General features: G+C 64.0%; 16 protein-coding genes and 1 pseudogene. 2 read left to right on the top strand and 15 right to left on the bottom strand.

Annotated elements, in window-relative coordinates; genetic code table 11:
• From nuoK to SVXhr_RS04510, 5 genes are all read right to left on the bottom strand, one after another.
• On the bottom strand, nt 1–303 hold the full coding sequence (gene nuoK, locus SVXhr_RS04530; protein WP_275739845.1) for an NADH-quinone oxidoreductase subunit NuoK: 303 nt from the start codon (nt 301–303) through the stop codon (nt 1–3).
• Nucleotides 303–623, bottom strand: coding sequence for a hypothetical protein (locus SVXhr_RS04525; protein WP_275739843.1), 321 nt, complete (start codon nt 621–623; stop codon nt 303–305). Before SVXhr_RS04525 ends, nuoK begins: the two co-directional genes overlap by 1 nt.
• Nucleotides 620–892 (bottom strand): NADH-quinone oxidoreductase subunit J, encoded by a 273-nt coding sequence (locus SVXhr_RS04520; protein ID WP_275739842.1) that lies wholly within the window; start codon nt 890–892, stop codon nt 620–622. Before SVXhr_RS04520 ends, SVXhr_RS04525 begins: the two co-directional genes overlap by 4 nt.
• Before the next feature lie 147 nt (nt 893–1,039).
• Nucleotides 1,040–1,870 (bottom strand): ABC transporter permease, encoded by an 831-nt coding sequence (locus SVXhr_RS04515; RefSeq protein ID WP_275739840.1) that lies wholly within the window; start codon nt 1,868–1,870, stop codon nt 1,040–1,042.
• A complete protein-coding gene (locus tag SVXhr_RS04510; protein WP_275739838.1) occupies nt 1,867–2,973 on the bottom strand; it encodes an ABC transporter ATP-binding protein in 1,107 nt (368 codons plus the stop codon). The genes SVXhr_RS04515 and SVXhr_RS04510 overlap by 4 nt, the downstream gene beginning before the upstream one ends.
• Nucleotides 2,974–3,131: 158 nt before the next feature.
• Here SVXhr_RS04510 and SVXhr_RS04505 point away from each other — a divergent pair, with 158 nt between their 5' ends.
• Nucleotides 3,132–3,617: a DUF456 domain-containing protein gene (locus SVXhr_RS04505; protein ID WP_275739836.1), complete on the top strand. Its 486-nt coding sequence runs from the start codon at nt 3,132–3,134 to the stop codon at nt 3,615–3,617.
• Nucleotides 3,618–3,669: 52 nt separating this feature from the next.
• Here SVXhr_RS04505 and SVXhr_RS04500 read toward each other — a convergent pair whose 3' ends face one another.
• From SVXhr_RS04500 to SVXhr_RS04460, 10 genes and pseudogenes are all read right to left on the bottom strand, one after another.
• On the bottom strand, nt 3,670–3,843 hold the full coding sequence (locus tag SVXhr_RS04500) for a DUF4177 domain-containing protein (protein ID WP_015788467.1): 174 nt from the start codon (nt 3,841–3,843) through the stop codon (nt 3,670–3,672).
• Between the two features lie 107 nt (nt 3,844–3,950).
• Nucleotides 3,951–4,037 (bottom strand): annotated as a pseudogene (locus SVXhr_RS14630) (NADH-quinone oxidoreductase subunit I); the annotation flags it as partial.
• Nucleotides 4,038–4,167: 130 nt separating this feature from the next.
• The gene (locus SVXhr_RS04495) at nt 4,168–4,629 is read right to left on the bottom strand and encodes an NADH-quinone oxidoreductase subunit I (protein ID WP_015788468.1); all 462 of its coding nucleotides are present in this window, start codon (nt 4,627–4,629) and stop codon (nt 4,168–4,170) included.
• Between the two features lie 49 nt (nt 4,630–4,678).
• Nucleotides 4,679–5,746, bottom strand: a complete 1,068-nt coding sequence (locus SVXhr_RS04490; protein WP_275739833.1) for a complex I subunit 1 family protein — start codon at nt 5,744–5,746, stop codon at nt 4,679–4,681.
• Nucleotides 5,746–7,425 (bottom strand): NADH-quinone oxidoreductase subunit D, encoded by a 1,680-nt coding sequence (locus SVXhr_RS04485; RefSeq protein WP_275739831.1) that lies wholly within the window; start codon nt 7,423–7,425, stop codon nt 5,746–5,748. Before SVXhr_RS04485 ends, SVXhr_RS04490 begins: the two co-directional genes overlap by 1 nt.
• The gene (locus tag SVXhr_RS04480) at nt 7,422–8,117 is read right to left on the bottom strand and encodes an NADH-quinone oxidoreductase subunit B (protein ID WP_275739829.1); all 696 of its coding nucleotides are present in this window, start codon (nt 8,115–8,117) and stop codon (nt 7,422–7,424) included. The genes SVXhr_RS04485 and SVXhr_RS04480 overlap by 4 nt, the downstream gene beginning before the upstream one ends.
• A gap of 1 nt (nt 8,118) precedes the next feature.
• A complete protein-coding gene (locus tag SVXhr_RS04475; protein ID WP_275739827.1) occupies nt 8,119–8,526 on the bottom strand; it encodes an NADH-quinone oxidoreductase subunit A in 408 nt (135 codons plus the stop codon).
• A 137-nt stretch (nt 8,527–8,663) separates the two neighbouring features.
• The gene (gene purE / locus SVXhr_RS04470; RefSeq protein ID WP_275739825.1) at nt 8,664–9,302 is read right to left on the bottom strand and encodes a 5-(carboxyamino)imidazole ribonucleotide mutase; all 639 of its coding nucleotides are present in this window, start codon (nt 9,300–9,302) and stop codon (nt 8,664–8,666) included.
• Nucleotides 9,303–9,369: 67 nt separating this feature from the next.
• A complete protein-coding gene (locus tag SVXhr_RS04465; protein ID WP_275739823.1) occupies nt 9,370–10,566 on the bottom strand; it encodes a 5-(carboxyamino)imidazole ribonucleotide synthase in 1,197 nt (398 codons plus the stop codon).
• A 101-nt stretch (nt 10,567–10,667) separates the two neighbouring features.
• A complete protein-coding gene (locus tag SVXhr_RS04460; protein ID WP_275739821.1) occupies nt 10,668–12,539 on the bottom strand; it encodes a flippase activity-associated protein Agl23 in 1,872 nt (623 codons plus the stop codon).
• A 164-nt stretch (nt 12,540–12,703) separates the two neighbouring features.
• Between SVXhr_RS04460 and SVXhr_RS04455 the strand changes: the two genes are divergently transcribed.
• Nucleotides 12,704–13,858: a pyridoxal phosphate-dependent aminotransferase gene (locus SVXhr_RS04455; protein WP_275740872.1), complete on the top strand. Its 1,155-nt coding sequence runs from the start codon at nt 12,704–12,706 to the stop codon at nt 13,856–13,858.
• Nucleotides 13,859–13,865: the final 7 nt, after the last annotated feature.

The following is a 13,865-nucleotide window of genomic DNA, read 5'->3' as shown; positions in this document are numbered from 1 at the left end:
TTACCACCGCATCGTCGTCGGAGCGGTCACGTCGATATCACCGAAGTTACGGTACAGGACGAGGATGATGCCGATGCCGACCGCGACCTCGGCGGCGGCCAGCGCCATCACGAACAGTGCGAACACCTGCCCCGTCAGGTTGCCATAGTGCAGCGAGAACGCCACGAAGTTGATGTTCGCGGCGTTGAGCAGCAGTTCGACGGACATGAGGAAGATCAGGGCGTTCCGGCGCGTCAACACGCCGAAGACGCCGATAGCGAAGACAGCAGCCGACAGCAGGAGGTACGGAACGACACCGACCATCACGCCTCACCTCCGTCGTTCCCGGAAAGTACCGACCCGTTTTCGTCTCGCGCAAGCATGATCGCGCCGTCCAGTGCCGCATCGAGGACGACCGCGATCAGAATGAACGATACCAAAAAGCCCTCGGAGACGAGCCCGGACTGGCCGGCCATGTCGAACAGCGCGTAACCGATGCCTTCGGTGACGCTGAGACCGGCTTCGAAGCCCGCCGCCTCCGGGAAGTTCGCGGTGACGAACACCGCGGCGAGGACGGCGAACAGCGCGACCGCGGCCACGCCGTGGCTCGCCCGCAGGTCAGCCGCGAGACGCGGTCGACTCATTGTGCCACCTCGCCCGAGTCAGGATCGCTCCGGCGCGTCAACATGACGGCGAAGCTAATCAGGATGAGGACGCCGCCGACGTACACCAGTACCTGCATCGCGGCGACGAACGGTGCCTGGACCATGACGTAGTGGACGGCGACGCTGAGCAAGGCGATCCCAAGCATCAGCGCCGCATGCCAGACGTCACGTACCAGCACGACTCCCAGGCTGGCACCGACAGTCGTCAGTGCGAACAGCCCAAAAGCGATCAGTTCGAGTACTCCCATGCTACTACCCCAATGCGCCCGCACGCCCTTTGAAGATTACCTTATCGTTCAAAGATTCCGGCAATTACAGCCGATATATGGGCTGGGAGCCCGCAGTCCATCGGAAATCAGGACAAACTGTATTGACAGACTGCGGATATGTGGCGGTCAGTAGTCGCCGAGCACGCCGAGACGCCGCGCCCGTCTGGTCGTCAGGACAAACATGGCGTAGCCAGCCCCGAGATAGAGGCCGGCAGTACCCACCAAAATCGCAAGCGCGAGCGGATCGAGCTCCCAGAGTCGAACGCCGTCGCGCATGACGACCTGCAAGAGCGCACTCCCCTGCACCAGTGGGAGTGCCCGCGTCCAGGGGATTTCGAACACCGGCGCGGAGATCAGTGCGATGAACACGAACTGCAGAAGGTTCACCAGATTATTGATCCGCTTATACAGGACGCTCAGCCCCCCCATCGCCAGCCCGAGACCGAACACTGAGGCGACCGCAAGCGTCGCGACGACGATGACCGTCACCACCGGCAGTTCTATGCTCCGGCCAGTCATCACCAGCATCGCCGCCAGCACGACCGCCGACGTGAGAAACGTCCGGAGAATGACAGCAATCGACTTCGCGAGGATCACCGGGCCGAACCCGAACGGTGTCATGAAGTGACGCTCTAAGGTGCCCCAGCTTGCCTCCGCCTGGATCGCACTCGTGATCCCGTAATACGACCCCTGGGCGAGCGTCCACAGGAAGTACCCGACGATCAGTCCCTCGATAGTGTCGTCGATCGCCTGGCCGGCGACCAGCCGCCCGCCGTAGAAGATCAGCCCGAAGAAGATGAGAGTCACTAGCAGGCCGGTCGCGGCGTTGACGGGATATCGGAGCCAAACCACCAGATCCCGGTAGATCACGGCCTTCAGCAGGTGGTAGTACCCGCCAGATCGTGTGGTTTCGTTGCCGGCGACCTCGCCCCGGCGACCACCTTCACCAGCAGTCATCGCTCCGTCCCTCCCACCACCGAGTTCGCCAGCGAATCACCGCTCCCGGTCACTTCGAGGAATGCCTCGGCCAGGTCAGGCTGGACTGTCTCGACCCCGCCGAGTTCGACGTCGGCCGCCTCCAGCGCGTCGGTCAGCCGATAAAAGGTCGCCGAGTCGGCCGCCACTTCGAAGCGAACACGGCCGTCCAGCCGTTCGACGGCCGACAGCTCGAATCGATCCTGGAGATCGGCAAGCGTCGGCTCGTCCAGGCCGCGTGCAGTAATGCGGTACCCCGTTGTCTCGAAGCCGTCGAGCAGGTTGCCCACCGTGTCGTCGACCACGATCCGTCCCTCGTTCATGATGATCACCCGATCGCAGACGGCCTCGATGACGTCCATGTCGTGACTGGAGACGACCAGCGTCAGGTCGCGCTCCTCGACCAGCCTGACCAGCTCGCGCTGCAGCGTCAGCGAACTCTCGACGTCCAGTCCGAGCGTGGGCTCGTCGAGGAAGGCGACCGATACGTCACCGGCGAGGACGCTGGCCAGCGAGACTTTCTGTTTCATGCCTCGCGAGAGGTCACGGACCTCCGTGTCGGCCTCGCCGGCGATGTCGAACGCCTCCAGCAATTCGGTATGGCGATCGTCGAGTGTGTCCGGATCGTTGCCGCGGATCGCCGCGAAATACCGCAGGTTCTCCCGGACGGTGAGTCGCCAGTAGTCGTTGCGAGCGCCTTCGAGCATCGCGTCGACGTGTTCGTAGGCTCGGCGTGGGCGGTCAGCGACGTCGACCCCCTGGATCCGAACGTCACCCTCGTCGGGAAGCACCAGTCCGAGAATCGACTTGATCGTGGTCGTCTTGCCCGCCCCGTTGGGCCCGAGCAGGCCGACCACCTCGCCGGGTTCGACCGCGAAGCAGACGTCCTCGACCGCGGTAACTGCGTCCTCCCCGCTACCGAAGGTCTTCGAAAGTCCGTCCACGTAGAGTGCAGCCGTCTCGGGTGTGGGAGCCTGACCGTCACCGGCGGCTGTTTCGGGAGTGGTCGCCTGGCCGTCACCGGTAGCAGTGTTGTCGGGCGGTTCGTCGGCGGGATGGTCAGCACTGTGGCGGGAACCGGACATTGAGGTAGTCCCGGGGTTCGCCAGGCGGTCAGGTAAATCTGCCTGTCGTGAGTGCTCCCGTCTCGGTGTTCGGCACGGCCTCGCAACGGTCGAACAGCCACAGTGGTCGACCTCGACGTGTCGGTGGGCACTTCAAGGCCGAGCGTCGACTGTGCCCCATGGAGATCACCGTCTTCCTCCTGGTCGCCCTGGCGTTGCTACTCGGTGGCGTCCTCGGAAGTTTCGTGCCGATGGTTCCCGCGGGCCTGCTCTCGATCGGCGGGATTGTGGTGTACTGGTGGAGTACGGGCTACGTGACTCCCGGAGTGTTTGCATTCGCTGGCTTCCTCGCCGTCGGGGTGCTCGTCGTCGTGGTGGACTACCTGGCAGGGGCGATCGCCGCAAAAGCCGGCGGTGCCTCGACGCTGAGCAGCCTGCTCGGCGCGGTCGTCGGCGTGCTGTTGTTCTTCCCGCTCGGGCCGGTGGGAATTATCCTCGGCATCACGGCCACCGTCTTCGTCCTCGAACTCTACCGGGGGAGAGCGCGGGGCGAGAGTCTGACGGCCGCGGCCTACGCTCTGGTGGGAACGCTCGGCTCGAGCGTGATGCAGTTCGTCCTAACGCTGTCGATGCTGGTGGCGTTTCTCATTGTGCTCGTAATCTGAGGTCGGTCGGTGCCCCGAAAGCTATCGGCTTGGTGATCTCGGATCTCGTTCGTCACGAGACCTCGCGCTCGAAGACGAGTCCAATCGTCGTGCCGTTGCGCGCGATCGTTTCCGTGAGGTGCCAGCCTTCGCTCGCGTACTCGTTGATGATGGCGTCCAGGTCGCCGATCGATTGCTTGTTCCCTTCCGTTTCGTGGAGTGTGTAGACGTATTGCTGGTCCGACATGCTAGACAGAAGGGTCTCCAGGCCCAAAAGAACCGACCCGAATGCGGGTTTCAAGCAGCGGACCTCGCTCCGTCGAGTGAACCGCGCCCTTCGGCCGCGTATGCTTCCTACTGATAGTCGACTTCGCCTTCGCCCTCACCGATCCAACTGCCACGGTCCGGCTCCCGGGACTCCAGTGGGTCAACGATCCTCCACCTTTTTACTGCGGCGGGTTCGCTCCGCGAACCCACCTTGCAAAAACGTGGGCGAAAAAGACGCTCCCTCACGACTGCGTCGTTCGGGACCGTGAAACGGTTCGCGTCTTCGACGCTCACCGTACGGTCGTTACTGATAGTCGACTTCGCCTTCGCCCTCGCCAATCCAACTGCCACGGTCCGGTTCCCGCGACTCCAGTGGGTCGATGTCCTTGTACCACGGGACGTTCTTGAGTTCCTCCTTGTCGTACGCGAGGTCGTCCTTGGTGTCGCCGACGAACTCGAAGTTCTGTGTCAGCACGATAGCGTCGGTCGGACAGACCTCCTCACAGAGCCGGCAGTAGATGCACTGGCCGACGTGGAGGTTGTACTGCTCGCCGTTGCGCTGGTCGTCCATCACGATCTGGATGGTGTCGTTCGGGCAGACGTTTTCACATTGGCGACACCAGATGCACCGTTCCTGGCTGTACTTGTGGACGCCCCGGAACCGCGGGCTGACTTCGGGTGCGGTCTCGGGATACTCGACGGTGAACGTCTTGCCGTCGAGGGCGTGTTTCATCGTCGTTGCCATACCTTTGAGGACGCCGATCATGTCATGTCACCACCAGTGTGAACGCGTGTCGGGGACCCGTCAGCGAACATCAGGCGACCACCCCGACGATGACCGCCGTCAGCACGAGATTCACCAGCGCGAGTACGAGCATCACCTTCCAGCCGATCTCGATCAACTGGTCGATGCGGACGCGGGGCACGGCAGAGCGCGCCCACTGTGTGAACAGGAACACGCCCCAGATCTTGATCAAGAACCAGACAATCCCTGGCAGGAAGGGGCCAGCCGGACCGCCGAGGAACAGCGTCGCGATGATCGCCCCGCCGAGGAAGATGTGGATGAACTCACCGAGATAAAACAGGACGAAGTAGACGCTTGAGTACTCGGTCTGGTAGCCAGCGACGAGTTCGGTCGGCGCTTCCGGAATGTCGAAGGGGTTGCGGCCGACCTCCGCCAGGTTTGCGGCCATGAACAACGCGAACGCGAAGGGATTCAGGAAGGCAAACCAGTTCGGGATCGCCACCGGGCCAAGAGCCAACAGCGTCCCCTCCTGGGCGGCGACGATCTCGCTGAGACGCAGCGAGCCCGCGAAGATGACGACCGACGCGCCAGTCAACACCAGCGGGATCTCGTAGGCGAGGTTCTGGGCGACCGCGCGCAGCCCTCCGAGAAAGGAGTACTTGTTGTTCGAGGCGTAGCCGGCCATCAGCAGGCCGAGCGACGCGATCGACGCGACGGCGAAGACGTATGCCAGCCCGATCTCGGGGTCGGCGACCTGGATGCCCGATCCCATCGGGATCACGGCGAACCCGAGCAGCGCCGACGAGGCCAAAAGGAGCGGCGCGAGATCGTAGGCCGGTCGGTCGGCATCCTCGGGGATGATCAACTCCTTCGAGAGGAGCCGGACGGAGTCGACGACGATCGTCCCGATCCCCATCGGCCCGATCCGGTTGACCGCGATCCGGTCGGTGAACGACGCCGTGATCTTCCGCTTCGCCCACGGGCCCGCCAGTGCCGCGTTGAGCAAGACGATCACGGCGACGAGGGCCGCTGCGAGCAGCCCTGCCAGGAAAACCACGAGCGGGTTCGCGGCGTCCAGCCCGAGCGAGCCCAGCACGTCGACGATGGTATCGGTCAGCGTCGTTGCCTGGAGCAACATTACCGATCCACCTCCCCGAGGACGATGTCGAGACTGCCGAGCGACGCCACCATGTCAGGGATGTATTCGCCCTCCGACATCACCGGCAGCGTCTGAAGATTCGAGAAACACGGACTCCGGATCTTGAACCGCGCGGGCTTGTCAGTGCCGTCGCTGCGGATGTAGATCCCGAGTTCGCCCTTCGCGCCCTCGACCGCCCGGTAGACCTCCTTGTCCGGATCCGGTCGGAGCGTCCGGGGCACGTTCGACTGGATCGTGCGGTCCTCCTCGGGCCAGTCCTCGAGCAGATCGAGACACTGTCGGATGATCTTCGCGGACTCCTCGACTTCCTGAAGTCGGACGAGGATGCGGGCGTAGTTGTCCATCCCGTCCTCGGTCACGACGTCCCAGTCGAGTTCGTCGTAGTAGCCGTAGGGGTCGTCCCGGCGGAGGTCGTAGTCGACGCCCGAACCGCGCGCGACGGGCCCGGTCGCCCCGTAGGACTTGGCGACCTCCGGCGGGAGGACGCCCGTGTCGATACACCGCATCTGGAAGATCTCGTTACCCGTGATGAGGTTGTGATACTCCTCAAGTCGCTCCGGAAGGTCGTCGATGAACTCCCGGACTTTGTCGAGGTACTCCTGGCGGGGTTCGGGCAGATCCCAGGCGACGCCACCCAGCCGGAAGTAATTGAACATGAGCCGCTGGCCGGTGAGGTCCTCCAGCAGATTCTGGACGACCTCGCGGTCCCGGACGGCATACATGAAGATGACTGTGAAGTCCCCATAGAGGTCCAGCCCGAAGGTCCCGACCGCGAGCATGTGGGCCGCGATCCGCGTGAGTTCGGCGCTCATCGTCCGGAGGACCTGCGCGTACTCCGGGACGTCGATCTCAGCTAGATCCTCGGCAGCACGGGCGTAGGCCCACTCGTTGAGGAGGCCACCGGGCGTGTAGTCCCACCGGTCGGGATAGGGCATGATCTGGTGGCGGTAGGTGCCCTGCTGGCACATCTGCTCCTCGCTGCGGTGGAGATACCCGATATCGGGGTCGATGTCGACGATCTGCTCGCCGTCGAGCACCGTCTTGACGTGGAGGACGCCGTGAGTCGCCGGGTGGTGGGGCCCGATGTTGACGAACATCGTATCGGGGTCCTGGGGGCTCTGTTTGTCCTCCTGTAGTGGATTGGCGTGTTCCCGAAGGGTGACGACCTGTGGCTGGGTCTGGTTGTACTCATTCGAGAGCGGGTGGCCCTGCCAGGTCTCGGGAAGGAGAATGCGCCGTAAATCCGGATGGTCGTCGTACTCGATGCCGACGAGGTCGTAGGCCTCCCGCTCGTGCCAGTCGGCAGTATCGAACACCGATGCGCCCGATTGGCTCACTGGCTCGTCAGAGCTCGTCGGGACGACGACCGACAGTTCCTGGGTCGGGTCGTCGTACTTCTTGAGGTGGTAGATCGACTCGTAGCGGTCGTCGTACTCCTGGGCCGTGACTGCCGAGAGGTGATCGAAGCCCGCCCGGTCTTTCAGCGTCGAGAGGACATCTTCGACCTCATCGGGCCGGATCACGAACCCTTCGGCGTTGACGTGCTCCTCGCGATCGAGGACGTGCTCGCCGAGCAAGTCAGCGAGTTCGTCGTAGTCCAGTCCGTCCTCGGTCACGCCCACGTCCGGTTCGGCCGGTGTGCGTTCCTGTAAGCTCATGGCGAATCAGCCCAGTTGTACCGCATGACGAGATCGTCCTCGTCGATCTGATCCGTGAGTTTCTCGACGAGTTCGTCCTGCTCTAAGTCGCCGAACTCCTCGAGTTCGTAGGGCTTGACGACCACGGGCGAGGACTCGCCGTTGGCGATGCGCTCCTGGAGTTTGGCGACGCCGTAGATCAGTGCCTCGGGACGGGGCGGACAGCCGGGGATCTGGATGTCGATCGGGATGACCTCCTCGGCCCCCTTCACGACGTTGTAGCCCTCCTGGAAGGGGCCGCCGGAGATCGTACACGATCCCATCCCGATGGTGAACTTCGGCTCCGGAACCTGATCGTAGACGCGCTTCATCCGGGGGGCGAACTTCGAGACGATCGTCCCGGGGACGATCATCACGTCGGCCTGCCGTGGCGAGGCGCGTGGCACGCCGGCGTGGAAGCGATCGAGGTCGTGTTTCACCGAGTAGGTGTGCATCATCTCGATCGAGCAACAGGCGATCCCGAACTGGAGCATGAACATCGACGAGCCCCGGGCCCAGTTCATGAACTGGTCGAACTTCGTGAGGATGAACGGTGTCGAGCCCAGCGCCTCACGGAGCCGGGAGTTGAACCGATCGTCGACGCCCTCGCCCATCCGGGCCTCCCGTGTGGATTTCGTGCCGGTGCTCTCTGTCGGATGTGTGTTCTGGCTCATGCTATGATTCGATCCGCTGTCGTCCCGCGCGTTGACTGGTTACCCATCTGACGGCCCCGTTGCGCCACGCCCAGCCGAGACCGACGACGAGAATGCCGATGAACGCGACCATCGGCGCGAGCGCACGCCAGAGGCCGACTGCCTCGACGGCGTCGCTGTAGATGACCGTCCAGGGGAAGATGAGAACGGTCTCGATGTCGAAGACGACGAACAGCAACGCGACCATGTAGTATTGAATGTTGAACTGAATGCGGGTCCCGCCGGTCGGCACCTCACCGCTCTCGTAGGTGGCACGCTTGCTTCGTTCGGGCACACTCGGCCGGAGTAACGCCGAGGTCGCCAGCATCCCCAGAAGGACGACCAGCCCGACGAGCGCCAGCGCCCCGATTGCGATCCATGGATTGCTCATGTGGGCACTCTGGCATCGCTTGGTGGCGGTCCCACATAAGGGTTCAGTGTTTCAGCCGGAAACGCGCGAGGTGGCGGCCTATATTGCCGTTTTCGGCAGATTCGGTCGAGGTCGGCCCAGGATCCGACCCGACGCCGTCACTTCTCCCGAAAGTCGGGCGTCCCCAGTTCGTGGAGGCTCCGCGAGACCTCGCCGACGTCCTGTTTCAGCCCCTGGTGGTACTCGACGAGCCGCTCCCGGAGCTCCGGATGGTGTCGGGCGAGGATCTGGACGGCCGAGAGGGCGGCGTTGAAGGACTTCCCGGCGTCGACGGCCACGATCGGCGCGCCCTGGGGCATCCCGATCACCGACGGGAGGGACTTCTCCTGGACGGGAACGCCGATGACGGGCAGCGGGTAGGCGATCGAGGCGGTCATGTTCGGCAGGTCGGCGCTCTTCCCGCCCGCGCCGGCGACGATCACGTCGAGTCCACGATCCTCGGCGGTCTCGGCGTAGGCGTACATCAGTTCGGGCGTTCGGTGGGCCGAGACGACGAACGTCTCGAAGGTGAAGCGCGCGTCGGGCGCGTTCTCGTAGTCGGTCTGCTCGGCGAAGCCCAGCTCATCCGTCAGGACGTCGTAGGCACCGGGTCGCCCCGATTCGGAGCCCGCCATCACGTCGAGATCCGAGTCCGAACCCATGATGATCCCGATCTCCGGGGTTTCATCGGTGGGACGGTCCATCTCCGCCTCTGCTTCGAGCTGGTCGATCAGTGACTGGACGCTTTCGCTCGTCATGAGCGAGTGTGCTCGCGGGGGTGGCCTAAGCGTGTCGGGATGGAGTCAGATGTCGTTCCAGTCCGTCTCAACTCGGCTGGAACGTCAGCTCGTCGCGGACCTCACGCGTCCGTTCGAGTAGCTCGCCCGGGTCGGCGTCGTCGTCCCCGACCTGCGTCACGTGGCCCATCTTCCGCAGACGAGAGACCGCCTCTTTCCCGTAGTAATGCATCGACGCGCCGTCGGTTTCGAGCACCCGATTAACGCTCCGGAGCGTCGCATCCTGTCGCTCGTCGACGTCGCCGAGGACGTTCGCAGTTACCGTCGGCGACCGTCGATCGGTCGCCCCGAGCGGCCAGCCGACCACGGCCCGCAGGTGCTGTTCGAACTGCGAGGTGAGCGCGCCTTCAATCGTCCAGTGGCCGGAGTTGTGCGGGCGCGGCGCAATCTCGTTGAGCAGGATCTCGTCGTCGGGACCCTGGAACAACTCGATGCCGAAGACGCCCCGGCCCTCCATAACATCCAGGACGTCCAGGGAGACCTCGCAAGCGCGTTCGCGGACCGCCGGGCCTGCGCGGGGTGGTGAGACAGTTTCCCGGAGGATCTCCTCGCGGTGGATCGTCTCGGTGACGGGGAAGGTATCGCGCTCGCCGTCGCCCCGGACACCCATGACGGCGAGTTCGCGCTTGAAGTCGACGAATCCCTCGACCATCGCCGCCCCGGATGGGTTTTCGGGGGTCGAAGCTGGCGCGGCCTCGACGATCGTCTCGAAGGACGCTTCGACGTCGTCGGGCGATTCGATCGGGACGTTGCCGCGGCCGTCATAGCCACCCTCTCTGGCTTTCAGCATGGCCGGATAGCCCAATTCATCGAGTGCGGTTCGGAGTTCCGCGACGGAATCGACGCCGCGGAATTCGGGCACCGGCACACCGGCGTCTTCGAGGCGACGCTTCTGGAGGAGTTTGTCCTCGATGAGCGACAGCGTCTCGGGCTTCGGGTGAACGGGCGTCCCCGTCTCCCGGCTCACCGTTTCGAGGACGCCCGTCCCGGCGAGTTCGATCTCGTAGGTGAGGAAATCCGCGCGCTCGGCGAGTTCGGCGAGCGCGTCAGGATCGTCAAACTCGGCGACGATCTGGTCGGCGACGACCGGTGACGCGGGCGCGTCGGGCGTCGGATCGACGACGATCACCTCGATCCCGAGCGGGGCGGCCGCCTCGCCGAGCATTCGGCCGAGTTGCCCGCCGCCGACGACGCCGACGGTCGGGCCTGGTAGCGTGGTAGTCATTAGTGAGTCGCGGTTTCACCAGCGCGGGCAAAAGGGTTGCCTTGCCGGCCGATAGCCGGAAACGCCAGGCCGGGAACGAACTGCCAGTGTCCTAGCCCGGGTTACTCCTCACGGAAGTCCTCGTGGACGTAAAACGTCGCTTCCGAGCCGTGGGTCCGGAGTCGATAGGAGTAGGGCTGGTAGTCCCTTTCGAGCGCCTCCTCGGGGACGGTAGTATCCTGGTCCCGAGTCATTACGATCGGTGGCGGATCGTCGCTTTCGATTCGGTCGAGGAGATCTTCGCTGCTGTCTTCACACTCGGCTTCAGCGTCGTAGGCGGCGAGATACCAGTTGATCGGGAGCGGTTCCCGCCAGTCGGTACAGGTCGGCCGGAAATCCTTGCTGGCATCATCGGGGTCCTCCCTGAGATACGGTTCGCCAGCCCTCGAACCGTCGTAGATCACGACATCCGTCCCCGCGTGGGTGGCGGCGACCTGCTGGATCCGATCGGTCGTCGGTCGGAGGTCGTCGGCGGGTTGTGAGTACTGAACGAGTGGGTTGTCCGGAGAGCGATCGGTTGGAGGATACGCACCGGAGACAGCGGTGATAGTGATCATCAGCGTGACAAGCACAAGAACGACGGTGGACAGGCCGAGGTCGATCCAGTCGTGCCGTCGATACGCCGTGATCGCCCACCGGCCGACGATGCCGAGGCCGACGGCCGCCGGGATCGCCAGCGGGACGACGACGTGGGTGATGTTCCACTTCCAGCCCGTGTCGATCGACAGCGTCAGCGGATAGCCGATCAGCGAGAACAGGGCGGCAAAGAACATGAACAGCACCAGCGTCCGACTGCGTTCGGCGAGATAGCGCTCGTAGAACACGCCGACGAGCCCGAAGGCAATGACAACCGGAGCCTTCGCCAGTAGACCGCCACCCATCGCGAACAGGCGTTGCCGGTAGGGGACAGTTTCGAGATACGAAGCCGAAGCCGTCGCGTCGACTGCCGGCCCGCCCGGGAGGTCAAGGAGGACTGCGTGCATGTCCCCGAACGCGAAGTACTCCCCACCGGGATAGAAAACGTACGAGAACGTATCGATCACGAGGTCCGGTATCTGGAGGGGGCTACCGAGCACCGCCCATAGACTCAGTCCCGCCGGCGGATGATAGACCCCGTCGAGACCACCGCCACGCGGTGCGAACAGGAAGGTGAACAACGCGATAGCCACGACGGCGATTCCGAGGGCGTGTGTGGCGTAGAACTTGGGCTGCTGACGGACGGCCCCCAGACGGCTTCGGAGCTGAGCGAACTTCGTCGCGACGAGATCGAGCCCGCCGCGGTAGTTTCGGGGCCGGTAGAGCGCGACGTCGAGGAGGATCGCCCCGGCACCGAGCCACGTGAGAACGTATAGCAGTGCGTTCTCCTTGGACCCGAATCCAAGCACGATGCAGACAGTCGCCGCGTAGAGATACCGGATCCGGCGAGTGTCATGGAAGCGAACGAACAGGCCAAAGGCGGTGAACATGAACGTCGCGACCAGCAGATCGCTGCGCATGAACCGCGAATAGTACAGCAAGACGGCGTTAGCCGACAGCAATCCGGACAGGATGACGACCTCTACGTCCCGAAGGTGCTCACGATAGAGCAGGGCAGATACGGGGAGCAGGCCGCCGATGATCGCGGCCGGGATTCGGATCGTGGTGTCGCTGGGTCCCAGAATGCCGAAGAGATACCGCGAGAGGTGCTGGATCACCGGGCCGTGCGTATGAGAGTTGTACGCGAAGCGGCCGGTCTCGAACGTGTAATCGACCCAGTAGGCGACACGAGCCTCGTCCCAGTGGGCGATCCGCGATCCCAGGATGGCAAAGCGAGCGAGCAACCCGATGGCCGTGATCGCGAGCACGGCGACGACCACGGGATGGGCGGCGACGGTTGCCCGAATCCGGGCGAGTCCGTCGGGGGAGGGCGAATCGGCGGCTGAAACCTCGGGCATATCGCTTGGTGTGGCCCCCCGGGATTAGAATCCTTCCGGTTGGACGAGTGACCCGAACGCGGTTGTCGAGCGGTACACCTTTACCCACCGCGCGGTCATCACCCACCACGAAACGCGGGAGCCGGTTCGTGAGGAACTGTCGCCGGCGACCCGAACGGAGAGAGATACACATGGACTTCGCCGAACGCGTCACACGAGTCGAACCGAGCGCGACCATCGCGATCAGCAACCTCGCCGCCGAACTCGAGGCCGACGGCGTCGACGTCGTCGATCTGAGCGTCGGTGAACCGGATTTTGATACGCCGGAGAACATCAAGGAGGCAGCCAAGGCGGCGATGGACGACGGGGCGACGGGCTACACTCCCTCGAACGGTATCCCCGAACTCAAGGAAGCCATCGTCGAGAAACTGCAGGCCGACGGGCTCACACAGTACGGGACCGACAACGTCCTCGTGACGCCGGGCGGCAAGCAGGCGCTGTACGAGGTCATCCAGTCGCTGATCGACGACGGCGACGAGGTGTGTCTGCTCGATCCCGCGTGGGTCTCCTACGAGGCGATGGTCAAACTCGCGGGCGGGAGCCTGACTCGCGTCGACACCGCCGCCCACGACTTCGACCTCGAACCCGCGCTGGACGATCTGGCCGCAACCGTCAGCGACGACACCGAACTGCTGGTCGTCAACTCGCCGGGCAACCCCCACGGGTCGGTGTACTCCGACGCCGCACTGGAGGGCGTCCGGGATCTCGCCGTCGAGCACGATATCACGGTGATCTCCGACGAAATCTACAAGGAGATTACCTACGACGGCCGCGAGGCGACAAGTCTGGGGACGCTTGAGGGGATGGCAGACCGGACGATCACGCTCAACGGCTTCTCGAAGGCCTACGCGATGACGGGCTGGCGACTTGGCTACTTCGCCGGGCCGGAATCGCTGATCGAGCAGGCCGGGAAACTCCACTCCCATTCCGTGACTTGCGCAGTCAACTTCGTCCAGCACGCCGGCGTCGAAGCCCTCCGGAACACCGACGAGACCATCGAGGAAATGTGTGCGGCCTTCCAGCAGCGACGGGACATGCTCGTGGATCTGTTCGCCGAACACGGCAAGGAGGTGCCGGAGCCGGAAGGCGCATTCTACATGATGCTCCCTGTCGATGGGGATGACCAGGACTGGGCCGAGAAAGCCGTCGAGCAAGCCCACGTCGCGACTGTCCCGGGAAGCCCATTCGGGACGCCGGGGTACGTCCGGCTCTCGTATGCGGCGAGTCGGGAACGACTTCGGGAAGGCGTCGAGCGATTGGCCGAAGCCGACTTGCTGTAGCGTCTTT

The sequence above is a fragment of the Halorhabdus sp. SVX81 genome (assembly GCF_029207715.1).
GTDB lineage: Archaea > Halobacteriota > Halobacteria > Halobacteriales > Haloarculaceae > Halorhabdus.
Note: the sequence above shows the minus strand (reverse complement) of the source record. Positions and strands in the feature narration are given on the sequence as shown.

What these genes read in the sequence shown, in the direction of transcription:
- nuoK (WP_275739845.1), bottom strand. Translation starts at nt 303, where the DNA reads ATGGTCGGTGTCGTTCCGTACCTCCTGCTGTCGGCTGCTGTCTTCGCT.
- SVXhr_RS04515 (WP_275739840.1), bottom strand. Translation starts at nt 1,870, where the DNA reads ATGACTGCTGGTGAAGGTGGTCGCCGGGGCGAGGTCGCCGGCAACGAA.
- SVXhr_RS04525 (WP_275739843.1), bottom strand. Translation starts at nt 623, where the DNA reads ATGAGTCGACCGCGTCTCGCGGCTGACCTGCGGGCGAGCCACGGCGTG.
- purE (WP_275739825.1), bottom strand. Translation starts at nt 9,302, where the DNA reads ATGACGAGCGAAAGCGTCCAGTCACTGATCGACCAGCTCGAAGCAGAG.
- SVXhr_RS04465 (WP_275739823.1), bottom strand. Translation starts at nt 10,566, where the DNA reads ATGACTACCACGCTACCAGGCCCGACCGTCGGCGTCGTCGGCGGCGGG.
- SVXhr_RS04485 (WP_275739831.1), bottom strand. Translation starts at nt 7,425, where the DNA reads ATGAGCTTACAGGAACGCACACCGGCCGAACCGGACGTGGGCGTGACC.
- SVXhr_RS04490 (WP_275739833.1), bottom strand. Translation starts at nt 5,746, where the DNA reads ATGTTGCTCCAGGCAACGACGCTGACCGATACCATCGTCGACGTGCTG.
- SVXhr_RS04475 (WP_275739827.1), bottom strand. Translation starts at nt 8,526, where the DNA reads ATGAGCAATCCATGGATCGCAATCGGGGCGCTGGCGCTCGTCGGGCTG.
- SVXhr_RS04505 (WP_275739836.1), top strand. Translation starts at nt 3,132, where the DNA reads ATGGAGATCACCGTCTTCCTCCTGGTCGCCCTGGCGTTGCTACTCGGT.
- SVXhr_RS04480 (WP_275739829.1), bottom strand. Translation starts at nt 8,117, where the DNA reads ATGAGCCAGAACACACATCCGACAGAGAGCACCGGCACGAAATCCACA.
- SVXhr_RS04500 (WP_015788467.1), bottom strand. Translation starts at nt 3,843, where the DNA reads ATGTCGGACCAGCAATACGTCTACACACTCCACGAAACGGAAGGGAAC.
- SVXhr_RS04495 (WP_015788468.1), bottom strand. Translation starts at nt 4,629, where the DNA reads ATGATCGGCGTCCTCAAAGGTATGGCAACGACGATGAAACACGCCCTC.
- SVXhr_RS04520 (WP_275739842.1), bottom strand. Translation starts at nt 892, where the DNA reads ATGGGAGTACTCGAACTGATCGCTTTTGGGCTGTTCGCACTGACGACT.
- SVXhr_RS04460 (WP_275739821.1), bottom strand. Translation starts at nt 12,539, where the DNA reads ATGCCCGAGGTTTCAGCCGCCGATTCGCCCTCCCCCGACGGACTCGCC.
- SVXhr_RS04510 (WP_275739838.1), bottom strand. Translation starts at nt 2,973, where the DNA reads ATGTCCGGTTCCCGCCACAGTGCTGACCATCCCGCCGACGAACCGCCC.